Raw genomic sequence first — 26,501 nt, 5'->3', positions numbered from 1 at the left:
GTACTATCGTTTATTATTTTCTCAGAATCATTGAGAAAAAGCTTTATGTCGGGGCGCTTTCCCGGCCACACATCAGGTCTGCGCATGACGGCAAAGACCAAACCCACAATGTGTTTGGACGAGCACATTCATAATAATTGACACAACTGTTGGAGTGGAATATGCCGTACTCTTCCGAAGTACTCCCAACAGGTGATGCCAAAAATAATAATAAGCGCAGCACCTTTAACCGTTTTCTCAGAGCCGTTGAATGGCTGGGAAATCTACTGCCTCACCTGGTGACACTGTTCGCCCTATTTGCCGTTGGCATTGTTCTGTTAAGCGGGATTGCTTCCTGGCTAGACCTCAGCGTAATAGACCCTCGGCCAGTTGGCGCCCCCGGAAGGGCAGTCGATGGTGTCATCCAGGTGGTTAACCTTCTCAATGGTGACGGCCTTAGAATGATCGTTACCAGTCTGGTCTCCAATTTCACCGGCTTTGCCCCTTTAGGGACAGTTCTGGTTGCCATACTGGGGGTTGGAATTGCCGAGCACTCCGGCCTGCTCAGTGCGGCGGTTCGATCACTGGTCATGAAAGCCTCTAAAAATACCGTCACCCTGATTGTTGTGTTTGCCGGTGTTATCTCCAACACCGCGTCAGAACTGGGTTATGTGGTTCTCATTCCATTGGCTGCGATGATCTTCCACTCTCTCGGCAGACACCCAATCGCTGGCCTGGCTGCGGCTTTTGCGGGTGTATCCGGTGGTTACAGTGCAAACCTGCTGCTTGGTACTGTTGACCCGCTTCTGGCTGGCATTACCCAGACCGCTGCCAGAATCATTGACCCGACCTATGTAGTGGGGCCCGAAGTTAACTGGTATTTCATGGTACTTAGCACCTTTATGATTGCCGGTGTGGGTAGCTGGGTAACCATCAAATTTGTTGAGCCAAACCTGGGGCCATACAATCCAGAAGAAGCCAGTATTAACCTGGCAGAAGAAAAGCTGGAACAGATCACCAACCAGGAAAAGCGCGGTCTGAAATTGGCTGGACTGGCCGTGCTTGCCGTATCAGCATTAATGGCACTGACCATTGTTCCTGAATGGGGAGTGTTGAGAAATCCCGAAACAGGGCTTGTTGCAGGCTCCCCCTTCCTGAAGGGTATTGTCGCCATGATTCTGGTGTTCTTCGCAGTACCAGGCATTGTCTATGGCAAAGTGGTTGGCTCTATCAAAAATGACCGTGACGTCATCGACTGCATGGCCAAAAGTATGGGAACCATGGGCATGTATATTGTCCTGGTATTCTTCGCCGCGCAGTTTGTCGCCTTTTTCAAGATGACCAACTTCGGTACCATCTTTGCAGTTCTCGGGGCTGAGTTCCTTCAGGATATCGGACTGACCGGGCCACTGTTATTCGTGTTCTTCATCCTGATGTGCGGCTTTGTTAACCTGATGATTGGCAGCGCCTCTGCACAGTGGGCAGTCACTGCGCCAATATTTGTCCCTATGCTGATGCTGGTTGGCTTTGCCCCTGAAGTCATTCAGGCCGCTTACCGAATAGGTGACTCGGTCACGAACATCATTACACCGATGATGAGCTACTTCGGACTGATTGTCTCTTTTGCCACCCGTTACAAGAAAGACCTGGGAATAGGTACGCTTATCTCAACCATGCTGCCATACTCCATCTTCTTCCTTATTGGCTGGAGCGTGCTGTTCTTTGTCTGGGTATTTGTCCTGAACATGCCCGTTGGGCCAGGTGCAGCAACTTACTACACAGCTGGCTAACAACAGAAGCCCCTTCCTGAGGAAGGGGCTTTAAGCTTATATAATAATACGCCATGTGCGACTTTTAGGTTTGCATAAGGAGACATGACTGATCCTGCTTTCTGCTATTAAAAGCAGTAGAAAGCAAAGAAGGTTTCAGTCATGCCCGTTGAAGAGTTTATCACTACAGTCTACTGCTTGATCGACGATTTGGTAAAAGAGCTTTTTCCTGTACCACTGCGACTTCGAGGGTTTCCACCAAAGCTCACTGATAGTGAAGCGATCACCATGGAAGTTGTCGGTGAATGGCTTGGGCATCATAAGGACACTGAGATTTGGAAGTATTTTACCCGACACTGGCGACACCTGTTTCCTGACATTCCTTCACGCTCGGCATTTGTCAAACAGGCCGCCAACTTATGGCATGTGAAACAACGACTGCAAATTCGTATAGTCCAGATGATGCATGCAGATAATGCAGATATCCATTTAATCGATGGTTTTCCGATTGATGTTGTCGTCAGAACCCGTGCACCACAGAGCCGTATCTTTAAAGCTGAGGCTGGTTATGGTTACTGCGCTTCCAAGGACAAGAAGTTCTATGGCTTTCAGGGGCATTTGCTGGTTGAAGCACGAGGGATTCCTGTGGGTTTTACTCTGACCGCAGCGAACGTAGATGAGCGTGATGCAGCCTATGACATGCTCGAGACCATTTCTGGCCTCTTGCTTGGCGATAAGGGCTATATAAGGCCTGAGTTTAAAGCTGATTGTCAGGAATTAGGTATTGATCTTCAGACGCCACTGAGAAAAAACATGCAAGATGAACGTCCGAAGTCGTTTGTAAAGCTGGTATTACGGGTACGACGGAGAATAGAAACAGTGATAGGTCAATTGACAGAGCGCTTTGAAATAGAAAAGTGCCATTGTCGAGATAGATGGCATATGACATCACGTATCGCTCGGAAGTTACTGGCACATAATATTGGTTCTTATCTGAATATAATTGCTGGTCGTCCTGCAATACAGTTTGAGAACCTTATTTCCGAAGATTAAAAAACGGAAAGCAAATAATTGCGTGATTTTGAAGATACAACTTGGACTTACCATCATGCTAGCCCGGATATTTCATAAACGTGCTCCCGTTCTCGCTTGTCCTTTGCCGCCCTAAGGGAGTTTTGCTCGGTCGACCGTACTCCCCGGTACGGCACTCCCTCACAAAATCCCTTAGGGCGACAAAGTCCTGCCCGAGATTCGGGGCAGTTTATGAAATATCCGGGCTAGTAATTTGAGATAGTTTCAGACAAAGTCGCACATCGCGTAATAATGTTAATACTTCGCTCAGGGATTCTGGTAAGATAATAAGGATTATCATTTGACTTTCGCATCTTTTGAGCGGCTTGACCTGACAATGAATGTAACCATCAAAACCCCTGAAGAAATTGAAAAGATGCGCGTCGCGGGCCGCCTGGCCGCTGAAGTGCTGGAAATGATCGAGCCCCATGTGAAACCCGGCGTTTCAACTGGCGAGCTGGATAGTATCTGTCATGATTATATCGTCAATGTTCAGAAAGCTATCCCTGCCCCACTGAATTATGGCGCAGCCCCTGGCAGACCCGGATTTCCCAAGTCCACCTGTATTTCCATTAATCAGGTCGTTTGTCACGGCATTCCCAGTGACAAGAAGTTTTTGAAAAACGGTGACGTAGTCAATATCGATATCACTGTGATCAAAGATGGCTACCATGGTGATACCAGCAAAATGTTCCTGATTGGTGACGTTCAACCATTTAACCAGAGACTGGTTCAGGTAACGCAGGAATGCCTGTACCTCGGCATTGAGCAGGTAAAACCGGGTAATCGCTTGAGCGATATCGGTCGAGTGATTGCCAGACACGCTCATGCTAATCACTTCACCGTCGTTGAAGAATACTGCGGGCATGGCATTGGCAGCGTTTTCCATGAAGACCCGCAGGTCATCCATTATGAAGGTTATAACGACAGAAATGACTGCGTCCTGAAAGAGGGCATGACATTTACTATCGAGCCAATGATCAATGCTGGTAAGAAAGGAACCAAGCTTCTGGGTGATGGATGGACGGCGGTAACAAGAGATCGACGCCCTTCTGCACAGTGGGAACACACAATTGCAGTCACCTCTACAGGCTGTGAAGTGTTAACCAAACGAAAAGAAGAAAACTTTTAATTGTCACCTATGCCTTGAACGCCTGTTTATTTCAAGGCATAGCCAGCCTCCTGGCTTAATTATCACCCTCCAGAGACTCAAGAATTAACTGCGCCCCTGAAAGATAGGCTCTCTGTGAGTCAACCAACCTCGTTTGAATAGACAGCTCATCAAACGCAAGCTGATAGAACTCCATTAACTGCCCACTTCCTATCAGAACAATATTATCCAACCCCATCGACTTAATATCTCGAAACTCATGACCAATTAATAACCCAGACAGATAGCTACTGACATGTTCAGCCTCAATCTGACTGACTAACCGGCGAGTACTGACACTGAAAAGCACTTTGGACAGGCAGCCCGATTTCAATGCCGTTCTTACCCCTGTCATAAAGTCAATAGAGGACACTTTCTGCTCAATACCTGCATGCCTGCACAACGATGAGTACTGATCCAGTATCCTGTATAGCTCCCCGGTTATATAGGTAAAAAGCTGTGTAATTTCATTTTCTTCAACCCTGACAAGCTTGGAATGCTCCCCGGGTTTCAAAATCCAGCCATCTGAAACAGTCTGATCCTTGATCGCTCCAATAATGGATACCTCTTCCCCTCTCAATACCTCAGAATACTCATCACCGGAATGCAAAATACCGGGAACAATGGATACATTCTTCAACTGGTTGGTTGGCACTTTGACAACCCCATCCAGAATAGATTGGTTCGAACAGGGGGTGCGAACATACGCTACTTCAACCCAGCCTTCCCGGGCTCCCACCAGCCCGGAAAGAATGATCGGAAATTCGCCATGAGCTGACAACCATGGATCAATGGCCACTTTTAAAGCAGCTTCAAAGGCACTGTCTTCGACCTGTAAAACGCCCAGCTCCCCTGTCCTACTGTCAACAATGCTTCCCTTTTTCATCAGAAAGGCACTATAACTTTCTGCTCCCCAATCAACGGCAACCCAAACTTGACCAGAAGAAAATATACTCATAGTGACGTATTACTCACGCTTGAACACAACAGTGGTATAAGGTGACCAGCAGTAAAATATTTCAGCCAAAGCAGCCCAAGGGCATTATAGTACTGATTTTTTCCAGCAATCCTTTTATGATGCCCTTAGCCAGACGCAGAACATCGAACCCAACCGGTGAGACACCGTAATCAGCAAGATTCCGCCATGCACCAACAATAAAAGACAGCAGCCGAAAATGAGTAATCCGTTCCAGAAAATTCCAGCTCCTATCCAGGACAGTCTTTTCAATAAAAGCCAGTTCCGGGCGGACTTAACAATCTCAAGAACCCCAGTACCGGCCTACAAAAAGTGTTTAAAAGAAGCCACAACCAAGATGGATCAGTGGTTTCAGGATGGAATGGATATAGAGCAGCTGGTATTTGCCCGGGCATGGCTCATTGATCAGGTATTATGCCTGGCATGGGAGCATCTCAGCTGGAACAATGGCTGCCCGGTTGCACTGCTCGCTGTAGGGGGGTATGGCAGAGGCGAACTGCATCCAGGGTCAGACATCGACATCCTGATACTGCTTGAAAAAGACCATTATGATGAACACCAGGACGCCATCGAGCATTTTCTAACCTTACTCTGGGACATCGGATTAAAGGTTGGATCCAGTGTCCGCTCCCTTGATGAGTGTGCAAGTCAGGCAGCCAATGATCTGACCATCATCACCAACTTGATGGAATCTAGGGTTATATCTGGTCCGATCTTCCTGCATGAACACCTACTGGACATGATTGACACTGAGCACATGTGGCCCAGCCAGCGATATCTTCAAGCGAAATTTGAAGAACAACGTAAACGGCACCGTAAATACAATGATACCGAATACGATCTGGAACCAAATATCAAGGGTTCGCCAGGCGGCCTTCGGGATCTACATATGCTGGGGTGGGTGGCTCGACGGCACTATGGAACACATGATCCAGCGGAGCTTTTGGAGCTTGGTTTCCTGAGCAATGTTGAATATCAGCAGCTACAAAGATGCAGAGCGTTTCTCTGGAAAATTCGCTGGGCACTTCACTCCCTGACAGGAAGGGGAGAAGACCGCCTTTTGTTTGATCATCAACGTACACTGGCCTGCCAGTTCGGTTATCACGATCATACAGGTGCTCTGGCGGTGGAGCAGTTCATGCAAAGCTATTTTCGCACCGTCATGATTGTCAGCCAGTTAAAAGATTTGCTTCTACAGCATTTTGATGACGATATCCTCAGTGCCGGCGTTCCTCAGGAAGTTTATGCGATTAACGAGCGTTTCCAGGTATGCAACAACTATATTGAAACCGTCCATGATAAAGTTTTTGCTGAATACCCTCCCGCCATTCTGGAGATGTTTGTCCTCATAACCCGAGATCAGTCAGTCCAGGGACCGACCGCTGAAACCATAAGGCTACTCAGAGATTACCGCCACCTGGTGGACAGCACTTTTCGCAAAGACCCTCGATGCACAAGGCTTTTTCTCGAGTTAATGCGTGCCCCTTTTGCCTTGACGGCCACTTTGAGAAGGCTTGCCCGCTACGGAATTCTTGGCCGCTACCTTCCGGAGTTCGGACAAATTATCGGTCAGATGCAGTATGATCTTTTCCACACCCTCACGGTCGATGCACATACTCTTTTACTGGTGAAGTACCTGCGCAGCTTTTCCTATCACAAGAGTCGGCAGCAATTTCCCATCGCGTCCAGAATAATACACAGGATCCCCAAGCCGGAATTACTTTATCTGGCCGGCCTTTACCATGACATTGGTAAAGGCCGCGGCGGAGATCACTCTCAGCTAGGCGCAGTGGATGCCAAGAAATTCTGTCGCGTTCACGGCCTGAATAAAGAAGATACAGCGCTGATTGTATGGCTGGTTAAGGAGCACCTGACCATGTCAGTCACCGCGCAGAAAAAAGATCTATCGGATCCAAAAGTGATTCAGGACTTTGCCCGACGTGTCGGCACCAGGGAGCGACTGAAGTACCTATACCTCCTCACAGTGGCGGATATTAATGCCACCAACCCTGGACTCTGGAATGGTTGGAGAGCCTCACTACTGCAACAGCTTTTTTCTCAGACACATCAGCTATTAAAGCGGGGTGTCGACAACCTCCCCGAAATGAATGAGCAGATTGCTCATACCAAGCAACGGGCAATGACTCTGCTAACTGAAAAAGGCTTAAAAGAGGAGAGCATATCCTATCTCTGGGATCAATTTAATGATGAGTATTTTCTTCGCCACCAAAGTGATGAAATCAGCTGGCAGACCGAAGGTATTCTCCAGCATGACTCGGACAAACCACTGATCTTGATTCCAAAAATTGCTGATGGCTATGAGCACCAGGGCTCAAGGGTCTTTGTCTATACCCACGACCAGTCTAACCTGTTTGCAGCAACGGTAGCAGCATTCCATCAGCTGGGACTCGCCATTCAGGATGCACGCATCATCACGTCAAAAAGCAACTACAGTCTTGACACATATACTGTACTGGAAGAGGACGGTTCAGCCATTGGCCCCAACGCAGAGCGCATACTGGATATCAAGACTCATTTACAGAACACCCTTTCTGCCCCAGACAAATTCCCTGACCTGATTCGTCGAAGAACCCCCCGACAACTCCGCTACTTTAATCGGGAACCGATAGTGCTGATCAGCAACCAGATTGAACCCAGACAAACGGTTCTCGATATAACCGCAACGGACAGGCCTGGCCTGCTGGCTCTGATAGGAAAAACCTTCGCTAGCCTCAACCTGCAGGTACACGGTGCAAAGATCGCTACCTTTGGAGAAAAAGTGGAGGACAGCTTTATTATCGCGAACAGCAATGGAAAACCCATTCAGGAGGCTGAGATCTGTAGCAAGATATGCAGCGCATTAATCCAGGTATTGCGCGAAGCATCCAGCCATGATGCCATCACACCCTAAATACCCATTAATACCCCTACCCCAGGTGATGTGTCCAGAAAGCGTCTGGCACACATTACCTCAGATCATCTTCACAGTTAACATTTAAGGAGTAGCTATTTTTGACCAATACTACAAGACTTTCCGCTCTTGCTACATTCCTACTATCTAACTAGAAGTCAATTATCGTACAATTTGACAATTTTATTCCCACTCCACGCAAGCACCCCACAAATCTCAAAATGGGTGCTCTCTCAATTTGATAACTGACTCATAGGTTAGCTTCAACCTTTCCAGTCATGAACTCAGACCAAAGTTGTTCCCAGCGCCCCTTACTCTGGATCAGTGCTCTTGTTGTCAAAAGCACTTCCGCTCCTGTTGCTTTCCACCTCATTCCAGAACCACATAATCGTTGCTTTACCAGAGTCTTACAAGCCGCTTCAGTAACTCCTGAACCTATTGGCAAATGGCGTTTAAGCGCCTGATGATAATTCATTAACTGGTGATTGTTTGTAAAATAGCTCACAGCTTTGTAGCGCTTCTCTGTCAGTGCGATTGTCTTTTTCGGGAGCTCGGCTGATTCAATTTCCTGAAGGATTTTTTTGGCTGCTCCACGCTTGTTTTTCAAACTATGTAGCCTGTCTTCAAGCCACTGGTGTCGCTTCGCCTTACTGGTTGGAAACAGTGCTTCCGCTGCTCCAGCTAAATATTCAGATGCATGATAAAAATCGAGTATCTGCCCAGAGGTATGTTGTTTCAAATAACTCCAGTTTTCTCTAGCCCCGTCAGCTACCCCGATGTATGTGGCATTTGGGTAGAGTCGTTTTAGATCTGCAATCTCCTCGTCGAGCTTGCTCATAAAGCTTTGTTTACCATACTCTGGCGAACTGGCTGTATATATCGTGTGGAGCCTGTCTCCATCTGCAGAATATAGGCTCAATGTCCCACACATGGCTTCCCTCCAGCCTTCTTCACAAAGCAGCATGCAGGTTCCATCCAGACCAATGGCTATTGTTTCAACAGGCTCTTTTAGTGGAGGAAGGTGGTAGTGAGTGTCTTGCTGGTCTTCAATTAATGCACCTACTCTGTCCGATAAATGCTTGATATAAGAATTTGAAAGCGTCCTTTGATGGTTGGTCTCAAAATCTTCTTTTACCGCAGGCGCTGGCATCTGGCTGTATTTCCAGGCGATAGACTTGGCAAATTTGGGGGTAGCTGAACCAATAATACCGGCACGAAGATCAAGTGCTGCCAGAGTACTGCCACCTCTGACACCCTGATATACGGAGCGCTCCAAAGGTATACGACCGTATAAGGTTTCATAGTGCTTAAGAACCTTTCCTTTGTAGTTCCACTTCTGCTGATTAACGACGATAGGTTCTTTATTGGGTGATTCAAATAGCCCCAATAACTCTTTTGTTCCAAGCTGCCCGGCTTCATTGAGTGCACGCTGTAAACTATCTTCAAGATTCAGCATGTTGCCTGAATCTATAGAAACTTCAATTTGCAAAACGATGCTTTTGGTAGAGCTGGAAATAACAGAAGCGGGCATGACAGTTAACTATTATGAGTGGTGTTCCCATAGTAGCTGTGAAAATAGAGCACTATTGTTTCAATCATTCAGAGAGAGCACCCCTCAAAATGACAATATCATCTGTTTTTTTTGATATATTCAGGGGCTGGTCGTTCAGATAGTTTGGTGGCTGACTCTCCTGTGGGGCTGGCCAAAGTATTTTCTTTTTAATAAGGCAGCAACTATGATCTTTGCCTATAGTGCCCAAGGAAACCAATTTTCCATTGACCGGGTGACGCCAGATTTCCCTCCGGCCAAAGGCACTATTTGGCTGGAAGCAACGGAGCCCGACAGTGATGAGCACCACTGGTTAACCACCCACTTCCCAGGCTGCCTGCCCGAAGAAGAAGATCTCGGTGAAATCGAGATTTCTTCTCGCTACTTTGAAACCGAAAGTGGTATCCACATTCGGTCCCTGTTTCCCCACAGGTCTGGCCATGAGCTGAGAAATATTAACGTTGCTTTTAACTTGAGGCCGGACAAACTCATTACCCTTCAGGATGAGCCCACTGGATTGTTCAGGCTTATGCGTAAGCACCTGAAAACCCAACATGTAAAAGCAACAACGCCACTGGACGTCATCATCGCACTTTTTGATGCAAAAGTTGAATACCTTGCAGATACTCTGGAAGAAGTTTACGAAGATCTGGAAGAAGTCAGTCAGAACGCTCTCTCAGAGCAGTACAAAGATGTCGACGAACAGCTACGAACCATAACGCTTCAGGAAGACCTTAATGGCAAGGTCAGGTTAAACCTGCTGGACACTCAACGCTCGCTTCGTTACCTGATGCGTGCATGTAACCATATGCTCAACGATGAACAGCGAGACAGCATCCGGGACATGCTTAGAGATATTGAATCCCTGACGCCACATACGGGTTTCCTGTTCGAAAAAATCAACTTTTTGATGGAGTCCACAATGGGCTACATCAACCTTGAACAAAATAATATCATCAAGATTTTCTCGGTCGCAGCCGTTATGTTCCTGCCTCCAACGCTGATCGCCAGTATTTACGGGATGAATTTTAAAACCATGCCTGAGCTCTCGGTTGAGTACGGTTACCCTCTTGCCCTGGGACTGATGTTGTTGAGCGCATTAGCCACTTTTCTGTTTTTTAAACGGAAAGGCTGGTTGTAGACATCAAAGCCAATAGCCTCTGATGCAGCACATCAGGGGCTATACTCTTTTCACCTCAAACCATGATTTACTGGGGTGATTTCGATCATGAGCATTTCTGACACCGTTCATAACTACCTCTCTGAGAAGAATATTCCCTACGAGACAATCACGCATCAATCCAGCAAGAGTTCAGTTCAAAGTGCAATCGCTGCCCAGATCCCTCTTCATCAGATGGCCAAGGCGGTTATTCTGAAAGACAATCGGGATCAATACCTGATGGCCATTTTACCTGCGGCTAACCGGGTTAATATTCACCAGTTAAATCAAATAACAAACTCAAAACTTCAGTTTGCCACAGAACACGAGCTTAACCGCCGGTTTAACGACTGTGAGCCAGGTGCTATCCCTCCCTTTGGGGCCCCTTACAGAATGAATGTGCTCTGGGATAACCGGCTCAGCAATAATTCGAACACCTATCTGGAAGCAGGTGATCACGAAACTCTGATCTGCCTTATGCAGGAAAGCCTCCTGAAGATCAGTGGCGATCAACCCCACAACGATCTTTGTTCCGCACCACCGAGAAATCATTAACTGCTCTCCCCCACGCTCCACAGATAGAGCTTTACGGGGTCCAAGCTGGCCTACTACCACTTTCACAGATAGCGTCCATACTGATAGCAGGCAGTTTGTTCGCACAACCTGTAATCAAAAGGGCTATTTAACATAGGAAAGGAGCAGATCCCGGTAAAACATCCAATAATCGGGGATCCTGGAAGCTGAAAATATGAATCAGAGATTAAGTTTACAGAATATTGTCGGTATGGGGTTTATGGTATTCGCCATGTTTCTTGGCGCTGGCAACCTGATCTTCCCTCCGATGGTAGGGCAGCTGGCAGGTGAAGACATGTGGTATGCAGCTGGTGGCTTCCTGCTCACAGGTGTTGGCCTCCCACTGCTGGGCATTGTTGCCATATCAAGAGTGGGTGGTTGTTTCAACGAAATCAGCGGGGAGATGCCTAAATCTCTGATGATTGCCCTTGGATCCTGTATTTATCTCATCATCGGACCCTTATACGCGGTACCGAGAACAGCCCTGGTTTCCTACGAAGTAGGACTGCTGCCATTTCTGCCTGAGCCCAGTGAGTTCACCCAGCTGATATTCAGCCTGGTCTTCTTCAGTATCTCCTGGTACCTGTCAATTAAACCAGGCAAGCTACTGGAATCTGTAGGAAAGCTGATCACTCCTGCCCTGATTGCCCTGCTGGTAATTCTCGGCCTTTCACCCATCATTTCTCCTCTCGGTATTCCCGGACCAGCCATGGGCACTTATACCGAAGCACCGTTTATTAAGGGTTTCCTTGAAGGCTATATGACCATGGACGCCCTTGCTGCACTGATGTTCGGTATAGTTATCATCACAAATCTTAAATCCCATGGAATTAAAGAGAAATCCAGCCTATTCCACTACAGCATTACCACCGGAATCATTGCTGCAATTGGGCTCGCCCTCGTTTACATCTCGCTATTCTATTTAGGAGCAACAAGCCGTGAAATAGCACCGGACCCTGGCAATGGCGGACAAGTTCTGACCATTTATGCTGAGACATTGTTTGGCACAACTGGGACTGCATTGCTTGCCGCCGTGGTAACCCTGGCATGCCTGACAACAGCCATTGGGTGCATTACCGCCTCCAGCGAGTACTTTGATGAGATGTTTGAAAGGGTGAACTACAAAACCATTGTCACCACAATCAGCATTATTTGTATATTTTTTGCCAACATGGGTCTAAACGAGATTATTGACTTATTCATTCCAGTACTTCTGATTCTATACCCAATATCCATAGCACTGATTTTCCTCGGATTAATCCGCGACTGGCTACCTAGGCCCATTTTGACATACCGGGCTACGCTGACCATCATATTTATTCTCAGCATCATTGATGTCCTGCGCATAAAAGAGTACGCAGGACTGCAGCCTGTTTTACAGATTTTCAGTGTAATTCCGGGATACGAGGTACATATGGTATGGCTACTTCCCTCTCTTGCCGTGCTATTTGCAACGGTTCTACTTGGTTTATTCAGCAGACCAGAATCAAACTGTCAAACACCATGATTTAGCAATCATTGCATCATTTGACGCCTGTGCAGCAGCTTTGCTGTCCAGGCTGGTTTATGCTCACATGATTCACAGCACCGACAAAAAGTGGAACATACGAATTTCATTATAAATCAGACTGACAGAGAAAAATCACAGATCCAGAACATGCCTTAAAACAATAGACCTAACGTTTACATTTTATCCCACCCCCCTATTTCAGCAGTCTAGATTTTTAGCAGTAACTATTCAGCACCCAGCAAAGGCGTATTGTTGTAATTTCGAACCGCTTTAAGAAGCGCCTGAAATATGTTCAACCCCTGCTTTTTAGCAGATGATAAATAGCTTCGGATTCGGGTAAACATGGTACCTCCGTCTTCGCTTCTGAAGCAGCCTGAGATCTTCTGCTTAAGTTTGGCCATCCTGGCATCACGTTCACTGCCATTGTTATCGAAGGGAATTGAAAAGTCCGACATGAAGCGCAACGTTTCAACCTTAAACTCAATAAGCCTTTTGAACAGGTTGTAGGCCTTGGTATTCCTGACCTTCTTACGTCCAAGCACCTGTCGTTGTTTTTCCATATAAGCGGTTTCCTTCGTGAGAGCCCTTTGAAGGATTTGGTCGTATATCGTCTCAATGCGAAGCTGTATTGCACCAGGCATTTGAGTCAGACCGGCTGCTTTGTATTTCTTGCAGAAGTGCCAGGAGAGCGTAAGCAATTTCATCAGCCGCAGAGCCAGCTTATTCGCATCCCTATCGACAACTCCCTGAAGCTCTCTCAGATGATGGGCATTACAAAGCACATGCACTGCCGCATAGGCAAAGTAGGACTTCCAATGATCGTGAACCAGAATGCCTGCAAAAGTCAGCAGGATGCCCATTGCATCCATTGCTTCACAACCTCGCCTTTCTGAGAGGTAGTAAAGCGTCCATTGGTCATCTCGCATAATGTGTAACCACCACAGTGAACCGTCAACCCGCATGCCAGTTTCATCCGCTCCTGCAACCGGACTTTCTTGTAAAGCATCGCGGATACTCTGCTCAGTAGAGGCCAGGTTCTCATGGGTATAGGCAACAAAATTGGCAACAGAGCCTGCGCTGACACTCATGCAATAAATAGTATTGAAATACTCAGACACCCGGTGATATGGGATGAAGTGATACTGGTTTAAATGAACAGCCATTGCCTGAGTCACTTCTCCGTATTGAGCAGCGGCTTTCACTCCTTGGGGAAACTCAGCGGTGTTCCGTTTACCACAAGGACATACTTTAACGTCTGCCCAGTACGCGGTAACTTCAAATTCTCCGGGTCTACCTGGATCAAAAACCTGTCGCTCAATGTATTTGGTGGGTTTAATATCGATAAGCGAAGACTGGCAACAGCAACATTTTTCAACCTTCAGATGCCTGACATAATCGGGTAAGGCGACACGTCTCAAACAAGAGCCTTGATGACCTTTCTGGCCACCTGGTTTATTGCCTGAAGATGGTCTAAGGCTTTTGGGGTTCGGTGTTTCCTGTGAGGAGCAGGGGGCTTCTTTGGAAGATGTATCACCTTTATCACTCCCTTTTTTACTGGGCTTTTGATAACCATCTGACGATGGTGGCTTACTACTGTTTTGACTGTTTTTATTAACCCTTTCTTCCAGTTCGCTGCAACGTTCCCGTAAAAGCGCATTCTCGGTCCGAAGCTCTTCATTCTCTTTAAGGAGAGCTTCGGTAAACGGAGTAGCTGGGAAGTCTGGTTCCATACTGGAGATTTGTTAGAAAAATTGAGTATAAGATGATGGTCGAAAAATCAGAAAATTCCAGATTTATATGAAGGGTGCTGAATAGTTACTTTTAGCAAATAACCCAATCAGAAATAAGCATTCGGCTTAATATTACCGGACACTTATCAGAATTTAGTCATGATTAACAATTGGCAAGTGAAGTCAGATCAAGTAAGCTTCCTGACTTTTAGTTGCCGATACTTCAGCCACTATATTCAGAAGTAATTAAGTACTTCTATGATCCGTTGATTACAGGCAACAGCCATGGCTGCACGCATATGACGCGTGAACCTTAATAATCCTCAAAAAATCGTAGTGCTAGTCACATGTTACGCAACTTGGCCCTGCCCGCTTTACTTTTTTCCATCATGATATTGACCGGCTGTCAAACAGTTTTTTATAAAGAACGTCCCAAAAAGGACGATTCAAGTATTATTCAACCCATTCCAGTTCCTGAGAAGTCGGAACAACCCGTGGTGCCATCAAGACCGGAGGAAAAAACCCTGCCTCCTGCTGAGACCCATGCAATCACCATTCGTGAGCAGACAATACAAACACCCGCTCACCTGGATGGGCGCCTGGTATTGGGCATCAATGAAACCGCCTCACTGCCAAACCTGAACCTCAGCATGCTGGCAAAGCTCGATACTGGCGCAGAGAATAGCTCTGTTGACGCCAGAAACATCCAGTTCTTTGAAAGAGATGGAAAAAAATGGGTCAAGTTTGATCTTAACCGCACCTCCAAAGGGACAGTTCAACTCGAACAACCCGTTAAAGGTATTATTAAGATCAAGCGTCCAGGGTTAGACTCTGTGGAACGTCCGGTTATTCACCTGACAATAACTATTGGAGAAATTACTCAAGCAGTTCCAGTATCTCTTACTGATCGAAGCAAATATGAGTCTCCTCTCTTAATTGGCAGAAGTTTCATGCAAGACCTCGCCGTTATTGATGTCAATCAAAAGTTTATCGCAACCAAATCAGTAGTCAGCTCCAATAACCGGAAGGCTGTCGTTCCCATTACCCAGAAATCTTACACAAGAGCAACCATCAAACCCGTCAGTGTAAAGGGTTTAACCACTCTTGGATCTGTTGAGCATATGGCTTTACCTGATTCAGGCACCATCCTGAAAGCCCGGATTGACACTGGTGCACTGACATCGTCTATTGATGCACGGGATATCGAGCTATTCCAGAAAAATAATACAGACTGGGTACGGTTCCAGCTGGCAAATTCCATTGGTGACCTGATCACCATGGAGGAACCCATAACACGCTTTGTCCGCATAAAACGGCACGGCGAAGAATCCGAGCGTCGTCCCGTCATCACACTGAATGCTCAGATTGGTAACATTACTCGCCCCACACAGTTCACCCTGCGAAGTCGGGAGAACTATGAATACCCGGCATTGATTGGTGCACGCTTTCTTGAGAAACGAGCACTGGTGGATGTCTCCAGAGAATACACTTCTGATACCAAACAGCCCTGAGCGGCAGAACGTCCTGAACGACATGCAGCCTTGAGCAGTAAGATAGACAGTTAAAAGCGAGGGAAAGAATGAAAGGTCGTTTTCAGCTTGGCCTTATGGTTGCTGTACTGATTGTTGCCGGCCTGGGATTAACCCTGTACAAACACTTTGCACTGGGTTTCCCTCTGTTGGGCAAGGATGTCTCTACTGTCTGGAGTATTGAAGCCTGGGTGAGCTTCAAGGCCCAGGGGCAAGCTGCCCAGGCTAGTCTGACTCTCCCGGATCAGCAGTCTGACGTAAGAATTCTCGATGAATCCTTCGCCTCACCCGGGTATGGCATTAACCAGACTAATGATGGTGGCCAACGGCGGGCTGTCTGGAGCACACGCAAAGCAGATGGCCGGCAGGACTTATTTTATAAGGTCAAACTCCGCCTGGAGCCCGGAATAAGCCCAAGCGTTAATGATCAGCCTGAAGTATTCATTGCACCTGTTCTCCCCGAGCCGTATCAAACTGCTGCAAAAAGTCTCTTAAAGCGGGTTACCGATCGTTCAGCGGATCCTATAAGTTTTGCCGGCACTATGATCAGCCAGTTTAACGCCAAAGAACCAAGCCAGAACACCAATATGCTGCTCGGTATGGTGGAAGAAGGCGTCAAGCTTCCGGACCTAATCGTTAATCTGCTCCATATGGGGAATATCCCCGCTCGCATTGTTCGGGGCCTCCACCTCGAAGACGGCCGTCGCAGACAACCCATCGTTGACATGATAGAAGTGTATGATGGTACTGAATGGCAACTATTCGACCCCAAAACCGGTAAAGCCGGCAACCCAGATGCCTTCTTCCTCTGGCAACGTGGAGCCAAATCGCTTCTGGATGTAATGGGTGGCGTTAACTCTGACGTTAAGTTTTCTATTATTTCCCAGAATGTCCCAACCAGAGAGCTGGCACTAACCCAGGCAACTCAGGATGGTGCAGCATTAATCGACTTTTCAATCTACTCACTGCCTCTGGAAGTCCAGAATGCCTTTAAGATCATCTTACTGATACCGATCGGAGTACTGGTTGTTCTATTTATGCGGATCGTCGTCGGCCTCCGAACATCCGGCACCTTCATGCCAGTCCTTATTGCCATGGCCTTCCTGCAAACTCAATTGATTCCTGGACTGGTCATTTTCATATCGCTGGTATCCATTGGTTTATGGATTCGATCCTTCCTAAGCCAACAAAACATGCTGTTAGTTGCACGGCTTGGAGCCGTCATCATTGTGGTAATTTTGATAATGGCTGCCATGAGCATCCTGAGCTGGAAACTGGGAATTACCCAGGCACTGACGGTCACTTTCTTCCCAATGATCATCCTGGCATGGACCATTGAGAGGATGTCCATCCTCTGGGAGGAAGAAGGCCCTAAGGATGTATTGAAAGAAGGCGGTGGCAGCCTTCTGGTGGCAACCATGAGCTACCTGTTGATGTCTAATCCCATTGTTGAACAGCTGACCTTCAACTTCCCTGAGCTCATGCTGACCCTACTGGGTATTGTTCTGCTGCTTGGTCAGTATACTGGCTATCGACTGCTTGAACTCAAGCGGTTCTACCCACTGGTTCATTCTGATAAGTAGAGGTCGGCTTCCATGGGATGGTTAAGTAGTTTTGTTCAAAACACGCTGACAAAAAGCTCAATAGCAACACCTTCCCGGCTCAAGGAGTCCGGGATATTGAGCATGAACAGCCGCAACCTGAATTATATCTCTCGATATAATCCAAGGCGTCTCCTGCCACTGGTGGATGACAAACTAACCACCAAACGCATGGCCGAGAAAGCCGGTGTTGACGTACCCAAACTGATTGGTGTGATCGAATACCAGTCAGATATTCGCAAGTTAAAGAGCATTCTTGAGCCCCTTGAGAAGTTTGTCATCAAACCGGCCAAGGGCAGTGGCGGCAAAGGCATTCTGGTGATTACCGGCCGTGATGGAGACCGATACGTTAAGGCCAGTGGCGAAAGTCTGTCCTTTAACGCGATTAGCCGGGACGTGTCCAATATTTTGGGAGGTCTCTACAGTCTGGGTGGAAAAACAGACGTCGCCGTTATTGAAAGCCTGATCGTAGCTGACCCTATTTTTAATGACTACAGCTTTGAAGGTGTACCGGATATTCGGGTCATTGTTTTCCGAGGATTTCCAGTAATGGCGATGATGCGTCTTGCTACCCGGAAATCGGATGGAAAGGCCAATCTCCATCAGGGTGCCGTCGGTGTCGGCCTGGATATTGCCACCGGTAACAGCCTGAGAAGTGTCCAGCATGATTTACCGGTAAGCCTTCATCCAGATACTGGCCACAATTTCTCAGCTCTTAAAGTCCCCCACTGGCATAAAATACTAAGCCTGTCCGCTGCCTGCTATGAGATGACCAATCTGGGTTATCTGGGTGTTGATCTGGTTTTGGATAAACATCTTGGGCCACTGATTCTGGAGCTCAATGCAAGACCAGGTCTTGCTATTCAGATTGCCAACGGTCAGGGAATCAAACCAAGGCTTAAAACCATAGAAGCCTTACGCAAACATGACTTGCCAATTGAGGATCGTGTCGCTTTTTCGCAAAAGCATTTTGGAATTACCTCCATCAGCTGACCCCTGCGCCTGGACTTTATGATCCAGGCAACCTCTGTTAAAACTTTTCGGCGTTCAGATTTTGCCGGTCAGGGCAAATAGATCGCAATGGCTGCGCAGCACATAAATTAATAAAGAGAAACGCGACCTCACTGCAAACACAACTTTGCTGCTACACAGACTTCACAGACCTCCTGCTACTGTGTCAGAATTGCACCCATGCTCTGTTTCTCCAGGAAGGAGGAAGTGCTTTGCAATCCAAAAAAAATGGACACTGGGCAATTGATTTGGAACCTGTTTCCTCGTTAGGGAAGACGAAGTTGTTGTTTGCCGTACAACATTTATCCGGAAAAAACGATCAATATCAGGTCTTCAACAAACCTGCAAACTGGTTTCGTCTTGCATTTCTTGCACTACTCATAGCACTCTCCGGATCATTAGCTGCATCACCAGTTTATCTCAGCGGCGATGAAGCCATCACCAACCTGAAACTAACTCCTGTCAAACCTCCCACTGACATATTTACCAGTTCACAACCAGCTCAAGATACCCCCCAGCAATGGCACCGATTGGAAGTTAAGCTTTCACCCTATTCCCCTCACGACTGGCTGATGGTGTTCCGCCAGGTTCCCCATAAAAAACTGGATATTTTTGTGCCTGTAGATGAGGGCTATCGCCTCAAAAAAATGGGCATGGATGGTTCACGGTCTGGTATGGCGCCAAACGCCATGAAGCTTGAACTCAAACGAGGTGAAACAAAAACCTACTACCTGCGTCACCACACTGCTCCTCTTAACCAACTTAAACCCGAGCTGTGGCCATCACTCAACTACCTTGAAAAGCTGAGCGAACAACGAACGGCTATCAGCTCAATTCAGACTCTCTTACTGGTTGCGCTGATTTTTATCTTTACCCTGACCCTCAGAAACCGCACCCCGGCACTCTATTTATTGATTAGCCATATGCTTGCTGCGAATGTAATGATTCTAATGTGGGAAGGTGAAATTTTTCGATCTATTTCATGGTTAGGAGACCCTGGGCACTGGTTAATCTTAATGACAACCCTGGTGATAGTTACCGGGATCGCCAGCTATCGAACGCTGGCATTGCTACCAATCTACACCCCAAAAACAGATAGATTGATTCTTTCACTCAACACTCTCGGCATTACTCTGGCTATTTATGCGATAAGTGCAGAAAGCTCTGCCCCAAAAACAACCATGGAGCTTGCCGCCTTTTCCTTACTGATAAGCTTCACACTGGTTGTCATTGCCACAGCCTATTGCCTTTATAACGGTATCCGACCGGCTAAAATGGCATTTCCTTCCGCACTGACCATGCTATCTCTTCTCTCATGGTCCTGGTTTACAGAAGCATGGCCAAGAAGCCTGCCTACCTATCCAGAACTTATATTGCTTTCACTGCACGCGGCATTATTACCGCTGTTCTACTGGTATAACCATCAGCAAAACTTACAGCATGCCATGTCCATCAATGCCATTGCCCCTGCCAGTAGAAAACGACGAATATTTGAAACAGCCCTCAGGGAACACCTCCAGAATCCCAACTCTCCACTGGCTGATAGCGAACTCACCCAGAGGGTGCTTTCTACTTTTGAGGAAGTGTTACCCGGGATTCCCGCCTTGATACTTCAGCATCATTATAATGAATGGCATATTACCCTTGGGAACGTATCGAACTACTCACAAACGGCAGCCAGCCTGCAAAGCCAGTTACCCGCCATAGAAAATGACTTACTGAACGTCATCACTTCTGGAACTGAAACAAAGATAAATTTTAAAGATCGGTTCGGTACTATTTACTGGGTTTTTCCGCTGACTGTTGAAGCTGAAGAAAAAATTTTGCTGGTTTTATCTCCATCCAGGCATCATCGAAACGCTACTACATGGCAGACGGCCTGTGACATCAGTAGCCATGCATGCACTCTCTTTCAAGCCAACCGTCAGTCTCTTTTCTGGCAACAGCAGGCCAGCCTTGACTCATTGACAGGACTGTTGAATCGACGAGCCTTTCACCAGGAAGCAGAGAAAATCATTATGGCTACAGCAAATAATGATTCTGCTCAAGCATGCTGCGCACTGTTTATGGACATTGATAACTTCAAACAACTTAATGACCAGCAGGGTCACCATGTTGGAGACCAGATACTTAAAACAACGGCTTTGGTATGTCGAAAAACTCTCAGGCACAAAGACTTATTAGGCCGCTACGGTGGAGAAGAGTTTGTCGCATTATTGCCTAACACAGAGCCCTGGCAGGCATTCCGTGTTGCAGAAAGAGTTAGAAATGCCATCGCAAAAGAACACGCAGACAACAATAAATGGTCCAACTGCAAGCTTATAACCATAAGCATTGGAATGTCAGCCCTTTCCAAGGAAACGAATACTTTAGAAAAATTACTCGAAGATGCCGATGCTGCGATGTATCGGGCAAAACAGAAAGGTAAAAACCGGACATCTATCAGCACAAATCTTATCGATGTTCGCCTACCAGCTACATGAGGCTAGGATTTAACCATCAACACTACCCGAATAAATGAAAGCAATAGCCTGTTACCCAAAATCGTATTCATCTCTCTGAGTAAATATCGTTCAGGAAAGGCTATCAAGACCGAAAGTCTGTGATTATCGTAGATTTACATATAGGGATTCACAGTTCAGGCTGATTAAAATATCTCTCAAAAGAGTCCCCCCGCCTCAGGTTAACTCCAACATGTCGAAAGCAACCGGCCTTCATCACAATGCTCCCGATAAAAAAGAGCAACAGAAAAAGAAGCTGGAAAACGTTGATCTTAAACTGGAAGGACGCGACCTTCGCTGGCTCGAGAAAGTTGCCAGAGCACCACACCAGGAGCCCTGGAGCGTCACCATTCTTCAATTCGCATGGACTGCTGGCCCTGTTACCCTAATGGCTGCCTATTTTGGCTACTATTTTGCCTATGGCGTTATGATGCCTCTTGAACGGGCTTTTTATTTCCTCGGCTACTCCGTTATCGCAGTTGCACTCGGTGTCGGCTACCGTCTTTTTCACAACATGACCCATGGTCGCCAGCAGGCGAGGGACCGAATAAGCCTTCTGAACCTGATCGACCAGATTCCCGAGCTGATCTATCAGGTTCGAGACCTTGGTCAGGTGAATATGACAGAAGAACAACGTCGTATTCACTCTGCCGGCATTCTATTGCGCAAGCTTGATCTTGGGCCCGAGTGGGTTTCTACGGCGATTGAAGACCTGACCGGTAACCAGCAGCTGGCAAAACAGGCAGAGCGTATCGAAATATTCCGCCGAGCCGGGCTGTACAACCGGATGCAGGACATTGTTGAAGAGGCCAGGGAGGAAGCTGATAAGGCCTGGATCTCTCTCAATGAGAACCACCCCCGAACCGCCGAGGCACTTAAAAAGCGCCTTAATGGTGTTGTTGCCCGCCCCCATGATGGACAAAAACGGGAGCCCCTCTTTATTGAGCGGGTTCTTTCCGCCATTGAGGAAGGCAATGAAAACCTGATGACACTGCACGACGTGGAAGAGATACTGACGCTGTGTTTTGAGCTGATCTGCGGCCGGGAAATTGCCTATCTGAAAATTGAGTACACCGGCCACTGGGATCTTGCCAGAGCCCTGGATAAGCTGGAGGAAGAACGAAACGACCTTCGCATCAGCCGCGCAAGGGTATACTCCCGCCTGAAGGCATTAACCACTTACTTGAATAACATAGGTATTCCCTCAGAAATTGGCAGTGGTAACGGCTTAAGCACCCACAAACTGCTGGCCATCGCTACAAAGTCCCTGGACAATCTGAGTCTCCAGGTTCGTGAAGCCCGTCAACTGACCCTTTCCAGCCCCCAGAAAAAAGGGGCAAAAAAGCACCTGCTGACACTAACAACAAAGAGCCAGCAGCTGGAAAAAGCGCTCCAGATCTATAATGAAAGCCACAGGGCCTACCTGAAACAGGGACGGGACAGCCTGCTATTGAAGCGGGCTTTGAAGAACTGGCAAAAGCTATCCAGCAAGTATCAACACCAGAATAATGAAAACCTGAAGCGCAGCCTGACCATCTCCGAACAGACGATTTTCCTTGACGATGAAGATAAAGCTGAAGTCACGCAGCGTATCCGCCAATACCTGAATGAATCACCCGATTTATCTAAGGTTATGCTTGAAACTCTCCAAGCTGACGAAAACAGCCAACAAAACTCAATACCGTCAGACTCTGAGAAAAGACTGACGGAAGCGCGTGCCCGAGATATTGCCATTGAGATCGCAACCATTCTCGACCCTTACATTCACCTTCACGACCCACAGATACAAAGGGCAATTGAAAGTGCCAATGCCATCAGTCTGGCCAATATTGAACCGGGAATGAGTGCACGGACAAAAGCGGCCTGGGGTGAAGCCATGGCAAGTGCCGTGGAAAAGAACCTTGCGGCCAGTGCTGAGAAGCTGGCTCAAAACCTGATTCGTTATTACCGGGTCCCACTCAGTGATCAGACGATCAACTTTCTGGTTAAAACCTATAATGCCAGCCTGGAAAGACTTCAATTTATTGCCCGCTATGAAACACCACTGAGTGCTTCCTATTCTCTGGATAATGTCTCAGCTATGGAAGTTCCTCAACCCAAAGACAACTGGCAAATCGATCTTTACAACGCTAAAAAAACCATTACCCGCTTAAGCTTAAAAGGCATGGCATAAGCAGTGATCCACTGCATCTAGCAGTCCGTATCGCCATGCAGTAGGCAATAAGTCAAACAGTGTGCGGCATACCGAAATATACCTACTTTTTTACATGAGGTACTATAGTTCGTTGATTATTTATTGCCCAGATTCGCTATCAATAGCACGCAGACTTCACCACACGCTTTTTTTCAAGTGACGCCACTGGAGCCGGAACACCATCCGATTCCAGTTGTCCTGATGGGAGCCGCTGGCTGAAGCCCCATTTACGTTCTATGATGCAGGTAGCTGGGCGTATCTCCTGATTTCACCTGTGGAGGAGTCTTATGATTCTGGAAGAAGTCATAGATCTCTCGCGCTTTCAATTTGCCATTACTGCGCTCTATCACTTTCTATTCGTCCCGCTGACGATTGGAATGACCTTTATTCTGGCGATCATGGAGTCCGTCTATGTTATGACGGGCAAACAGATCTATAAAGACATGACCCGTTTCTGGGGTAAGCTCTTCGGTATCAACTTCGCCATTGGTGTGGCCACCGGCCTTACCATGGAGTTTCAGTTTGGTACCAACTGGTCTTATTACTCCCACTATGTCGGCGATATCTTTGGTGCCCCACTGGCCATTGAAGCCCTCATGGCATTCTTCCTGGAATCTACCTTTGTTGGCATGTTTTTCTTTGGCTGGGACCGTCTGAGCAAAGTTCAGCACCTGGCCTGTACCTGGCTGATGGCCATTGGTACCAACCTGTCTGCGCTCTGGATTCTGATTGCTAATGCCTGGATGCAGAACCCGGTAGGTGCAGAGTTCAACTTTGAAACCATGCGCATGGAGATGACCAGCTTTGCTGACCTGGTATTCAACCCGGTTGCACAGGTTAAGTTTATTCATACCGTAGCGGCAGGCTACACTACTGGCGCTATTTTCGTACTGTCCATTTCCGCCTACTACCTGCTCCAGAATAGAGATATCGGCTTTGCCCGTCGCTCTTTTGCCGTTGCTTCAGGCTTTGGTTTAGCTGCCATCCTGTCCGTTATCCTGCTCGGTGACGAGTCCGGTTATGAGCTGGGTGATGTTCAGGAAGTAAAACTGGCTGCCATTGAAGCAGAATGGGATACTCATCCTGCTCCGGCCAGCTTTACCGTCATCGGTATTCCTGACCAGGAAAATATGGAAACTGACTACGCCATCAAGATTCCATACGTGATGGGTATTATTGCTACCCGCTCCCTGGATGAACAGGTCGCCGGTATCAAAGACTTGATTGAAGGCAAAATCCCACGCATCAAGAATGGCATGATTGCCTATGAATTACTTCAGAAGCTGAAGGCTGGTGAAGATACACCTGAGAACCGAGCTGCATTTCTTGAAGTCGTCGATGACCTGGGTTATGGACTGCTGTTGTCCCGATATACGGATGATATTCCATCTGCCTCGGATGCCATGATCCGTCAGGCAGCTGAAGATGCCATTCCAACAGTATGGCCTCTCTTCTTCGCCTTCCGTATTATGGTCGGCTGTGGTTTCCTGATGCTCCTACTGCTGGTCACAGCGTTTGTGAAAACCGCCCGCCGTTCGGAATACAAGAGTCGCTTCTTCCTGAAGCTCTGCCTGTGGTCGTTACCATTGCCCTGGATTGCCAGTGAAATGGGCTGGTTTGTTGCGGAATTTGGCCGTCAGCCCTGGTCTATTTCAGGTATCCTGCCAACCTATCTGTCAGCTTCAACACGAACCGTTACTGACCTTTACCTGAGCATTGCTGGATTCACGCTGTTTTATGGCATTTTTGCCATTGTTGAAATCTGGCTTATGGTTAAGTACTGCAAAATCGGCCCCAGCAGTCTGCATACAGGCCGTTATCACTTCGAACAAAAACAGGCGATTGCTGATGGCGATCTTTCCAGCAACCTCCAGGGAAAAGCATAAGGAGTGATGACAATGGATTATGAAGTTCTCCGATTTATCTGGTGGGTTCTGATTGGCGTCCTGTTTATCGGTTTTGCCATCATGGATGGCTACGATCTGGGTACTGCCAACCTTCTGCCATTCATGAGCAAAAACGACACTGAGCGTCGTATCATGATTAATGCTGTCGCCCCTCACTGGGACGGTAACCAGGTGTGGCTGATTACTGCCGGTGGTGCGCTGTTTGCCGCCTGGCCTACTGTATATGCGACAGCCTTCTCCGGCTTCTACTGGGCAATGGTTCTGGTGCTATTCGCCCTGTTAATTCGCCCGATGGCATTTGACTACCGTTCCAAACTGCCTGACCCACGCTGGCGCAATGCCTGGGACTGGGGACTGTTTGCCAGCGGTATTGTTCCTTCCATCGTATTCGGCGTGGGTTTTGGCAATATCTTTGTTGGCTTTGAGTTCCAGCTTGATGGATTCATGCGCTCCAGCTTTACCGGCTCATTTTTTGACCTGCTCAACCCGTTTTCACTGTTGTGCGGCATTGTCAGTGCTTCCATGCTGACCATGCAGGGCGCTGTCTGGCAGAAAATGCGTTCTGGTGATCCGATCCGCCATCGAGCAGCTGCCGTTGCCCGTTATTCTGCCATCCTGACACTGGTTGCTTTTGCTATTGGCGGTTTCTGGCTTGCTCATATCAATGGCTATCAGATCACCAGCATTGTGGATACAAACGCCCCATCCAACCCTTTGAACAAGACCGTCATTCTGGCGGAAGGTGCCTGGCTGAATAACTACAGTCTGTACCCGGTCATGATGATCGCACCGGTACTTGGCTTCCTGGGGACAATTGGCGTCATTGTATTTTCTGGCACAAAACTGGATGGTCTGAATTTTACGTGTTCATCACTGGCTCAGGCTGGAATCATTATGACCGCGGGATTCAGCCTCTTCCCGTTTATACTGACATCCAATACTCACCCTCAGTTCAGTCTGACGCTCTGGGATGCTACCTCCAGCTTTATGACCTTGGCGATTATGACCGGAGTTGCTGTGGTATTTGTGCCCATCATTCTCGGCTATACCACATGGTGCTTCTACAAGCTCTGGGGCCGTATGACCGCTGAGCGCATTGAACAAGAAAGTCATTCACTTTACTGAATATAGAGGGAGCTGAACAATGTGGTATTTTGCATGGATCCTTGGTGTACTTCTGGCATGCGCTTTCGGCATCATTAATGTAATGTGGTATGAGTTCCACACTGATCACTTTGATGAAGAGACCGGAGCACCTCGGCATAAGCCTGAGTAAAACCAACACTCTGATAGCCTGATTGTTTATATGCACCCCTGTCATTTGATGGGGGTTGTTTATTTCAAGGTAATAAAAAAGCACTCTCAAGTGGTTTGATACTTG

18 protein-coding genes are annotated in these 26,501 nt (G+C 47.4%); 15 read left to right on the top strand and 3 right to left on the bottom strand.

The annotated features are described in order from the left end of the window. Window positions 1-161 precede the first annotated feature (161 nt). The 3 genes from ACOCLE_RS05675 to map all read left to right on the top strand — a co-directional run bounded on the left by ACOCLE_RS05675 (window position 162) and on the right by map (window position 3,951). The gene (locus ACOCLE_RS05675; protein WP_419535874.1) at window positions 162-1,769 is read left to right on the top strand and encodes an AbgT family transporter; all 1,608 of its coding nucleotides are present in this window, start codon (window positions 162-164) and stop codon (window positions 1,767-1,769) included. A gap of 141 nt (window positions 1,770-1,910) precedes the next feature. Continuing rightward, entirely contained in the window at window positions 1,911-2,801 is an 891-nt protein-coding gene (locus ACOCLE_RS05670; protein ID WP_419533099.1) for an IS982 family transposase, read from the top strand. A gap of 355 nt (window positions 2,802-3,156) precedes the next feature. Further along, window positions 3,157-3,951: a type I methionyl aminopeptidase gene (gene map, locus ACOCLE_RS05665; protein WP_419537158.1), complete on the top strand. Its 795-nt coding sequence runs from the start codon at window positions 3,157-3,159 to the stop codon at window positions 3,949-3,951. A gap of 55 nt (window positions 3,952-4,006) precedes the next feature. On the opposite strand, the gene ACOCLE_RS05660 is transcribed toward map, so the two are convergent. Beyond that, on the bottom strand, window positions 4,007-4,855 hold the full coding sequence (locus ACOCLE_RS05660; RefSeq protein WP_419535873.1) for a 2-dehydro-3-deoxygalactonokinase: 849 nt from the start codon (window positions 4,853-4,855) through the stop codon (window positions 4,007-4,009). A gap of 289 nt (window positions 4,856-5,144) precedes the next feature. Here ACOCLE_RS05660 and glnD point away from each other — a divergent pair, with 289 nt between their 5' ends. Next, window positions 5,145-7,856 (top strand): [protein-PII] uridylyltransferase, encoded by a 2,712-nt coding sequence (gene glnD, locus ACOCLE_RS05655; RefSeq protein ID WP_419535872.1) that lies wholly within the window; start codon window positions 5,145-5,147, stop codon window positions 7,854-7,856. Window positions 7,857-8,106: 250 nt separating this feature from the next. Here the strand turns inward: glnD and ACOCLE_RS05650 are convergent, their stop codons facing one another. Beyond that, on the bottom strand, window positions 8,107-9,387 hold the full coding sequence (locus ACOCLE_RS05650) for an ISKra4 family transposase (protein ID WP_419535871.1): 1,281 nt from the start codon (window positions 9,385-9,387) through the stop codon (window positions 8,107-8,109). Window positions 9,388-9,592: 205 nt separating this feature from the next. On the opposite strand from ACOCLE_RS05650, the gene corA reads away from it, so the two are divergent. The 3 genes from corA to brnQ all read left to right on the top strand — a co-directional run bounded on the left by corA (window position 9,593) and on the right by brnQ (window position 12,644). Next, the gene (gene corA, locus ACOCLE_RS05645) at window positions 9,593-10,546 is read left to right on the top strand and encodes a magnesium/cobalt transporter CorA (RefSeq protein ID WP_419535870.1); all 954 of its coding nucleotides are present in this window, start codon (window positions 9,593-9,595) and stop codon (window positions 10,544-10,546) included. A gap of 87 nt (window positions 10,547-10,633) precedes the next feature. Further along, window positions 10,634-11,119, top strand: a complete 486-nt coding sequence (locus ACOCLE_RS05640) for an aminoacyl-tRNA deacylase (RefSeq protein WP_419535869.1) — start codon at window positions 10,634-10,636, stop codon at window positions 11,117-11,119. A gap of 238 nt (window positions 11,120-11,357) precedes the next feature. Continuing rightward, window positions 11,358-12,644, top strand: coding sequence for a branched-chain amino acid transport system II carrier protein (gene brnQ / locus ACOCLE_RS05635; protein ID WP_419535868.1), 1,287 nt, complete (start codon window positions 11,358-11,360; stop codon window positions 12,642-12,644). A gap of 227 nt (window positions 12,645-12,871) precedes the next feature. Here brnQ and tnpC read toward each other — a convergent pair whose 3' ends face one another. Then, a complete protein-coding gene (tnpC, locus tag ACOCLE_RS05630) occupies window positions 12,872-14,377 on the bottom strand; it encodes an IS66 family transposase (RefSeq protein WP_419532963.1) in 1,506 nt (501 codons plus the stop codon). Between the two features lie 347 nt (window positions 14,378-14,724). Here tnpC and ACOCLE_RS05625 point away from each other — a divergent pair, with 347 nt between their 5' ends. The 8 genes from ACOCLE_RS05625 to cydX all read left to right on the top strand — a co-directional run bounded on the left by ACOCLE_RS05625 (window position 14,725) and on the right by cydX (window position 26,396). After that, window positions 14,725-15,888: an ATP-dependent zinc protease gene (locus tag ACOCLE_RS05625; protein ID WP_419535867.1), complete on the top strand. Its 1,164-nt coding sequence runs from the start codon at window positions 14,725-14,727 to the stop codon at window positions 15,886-15,888. A 68-nt stretch (window positions 15,889-15,956) separates the two neighbouring features. Further along, window positions 15,957-17,489, top strand: coding sequence for an inactive transglutaminase family protein (locus tag ACOCLE_RS05620; protein WP_419535866.1), 1,533 nt, complete (start codon window positions 15,957-15,959; stop codon window positions 17,487-17,489). 102 nt (window positions 17,490-17,591) lie between these two features. After that, on the top strand, window positions 17,592-18,500 hold the full coding sequence (locus ACOCLE_RS05615) for an alpha-L-glutamate ligase-like protein (RefSeq protein ID WP_419537157.1): 909 nt from the start codon (window positions 17,592-17,594) through the stop codon (window positions 18,498-18,500). A gap of 230 nt (window positions 18,501-18,730) precedes the next feature. Further along, window positions 18,731-21,001 (top strand): diguanylate cyclase, encoded by a 2,271-nt coding sequence (locus ACOCLE_RS05610; protein WP_419535865.1) that lies wholly within the window; start codon window positions 18,731-18,733, stop codon window positions 20,999-21,001. A gap of 211 nt (window positions 21,002-21,212) precedes the next feature. Continuing rightward, a complete protein-coding gene (locus ACOCLE_RS05605; protein WP_419535864.1) occupies window positions 21,213-23,192 on the top strand; it encodes a hypothetical protein in 1,980 nt (659 codons plus the stop codon). Between the two features lie 308 nt (window positions 23,193-23,500). Further along, on the top strand, window positions 23,501-25,099 hold the full coding sequence (locus tag ACOCLE_RS05600) for a cytochrome ubiquinol oxidase subunit I (protein WP_419535863.1): 1,599 nt from the start codon (window positions 23,501-23,503) through the stop codon (window positions 25,097-25,099). Window positions 25,100-25,111: 12 nt separating this feature from the next. Continuing rightward, window positions 25,112-26,245, top strand: a complete 1,134-nt coding sequence (cydB, locus tag ACOCLE_RS05595) for a cytochrome d ubiquinol oxidase subunit II (protein WP_419535862.1) — start codon at window positions 25,112-25,114, stop codon at window positions 26,243-26,245. A gap of 19 nt (window positions 26,246-26,264) precedes the next feature. Next, window positions 26,265-26,396, top strand: a complete 132-nt coding sequence (gene cydX / locus ACOCLE_RS05590) for a cytochrome bd-I oxidase subunit CydX (protein WP_419535861.1) — start codon at window positions 26,265-26,267, stop codon at window positions 26,394-26,396. Window positions 26,397-26,501 lie beyond the last annotated feature (105 nt).

The sequence above is a fragment of the Endozoicomonas sp. genome, assembly GCF_965196975.1.
Taxonomy (GTDB): Bacteria; Pseudomonadota; Gammaproteobacteria; order Pseudomonadales; family Endozoicomonadaceae; genus Endozoicomonas.
This window is presented reverse-complemented; position numbering and strand designations above follow the sequence as displayed.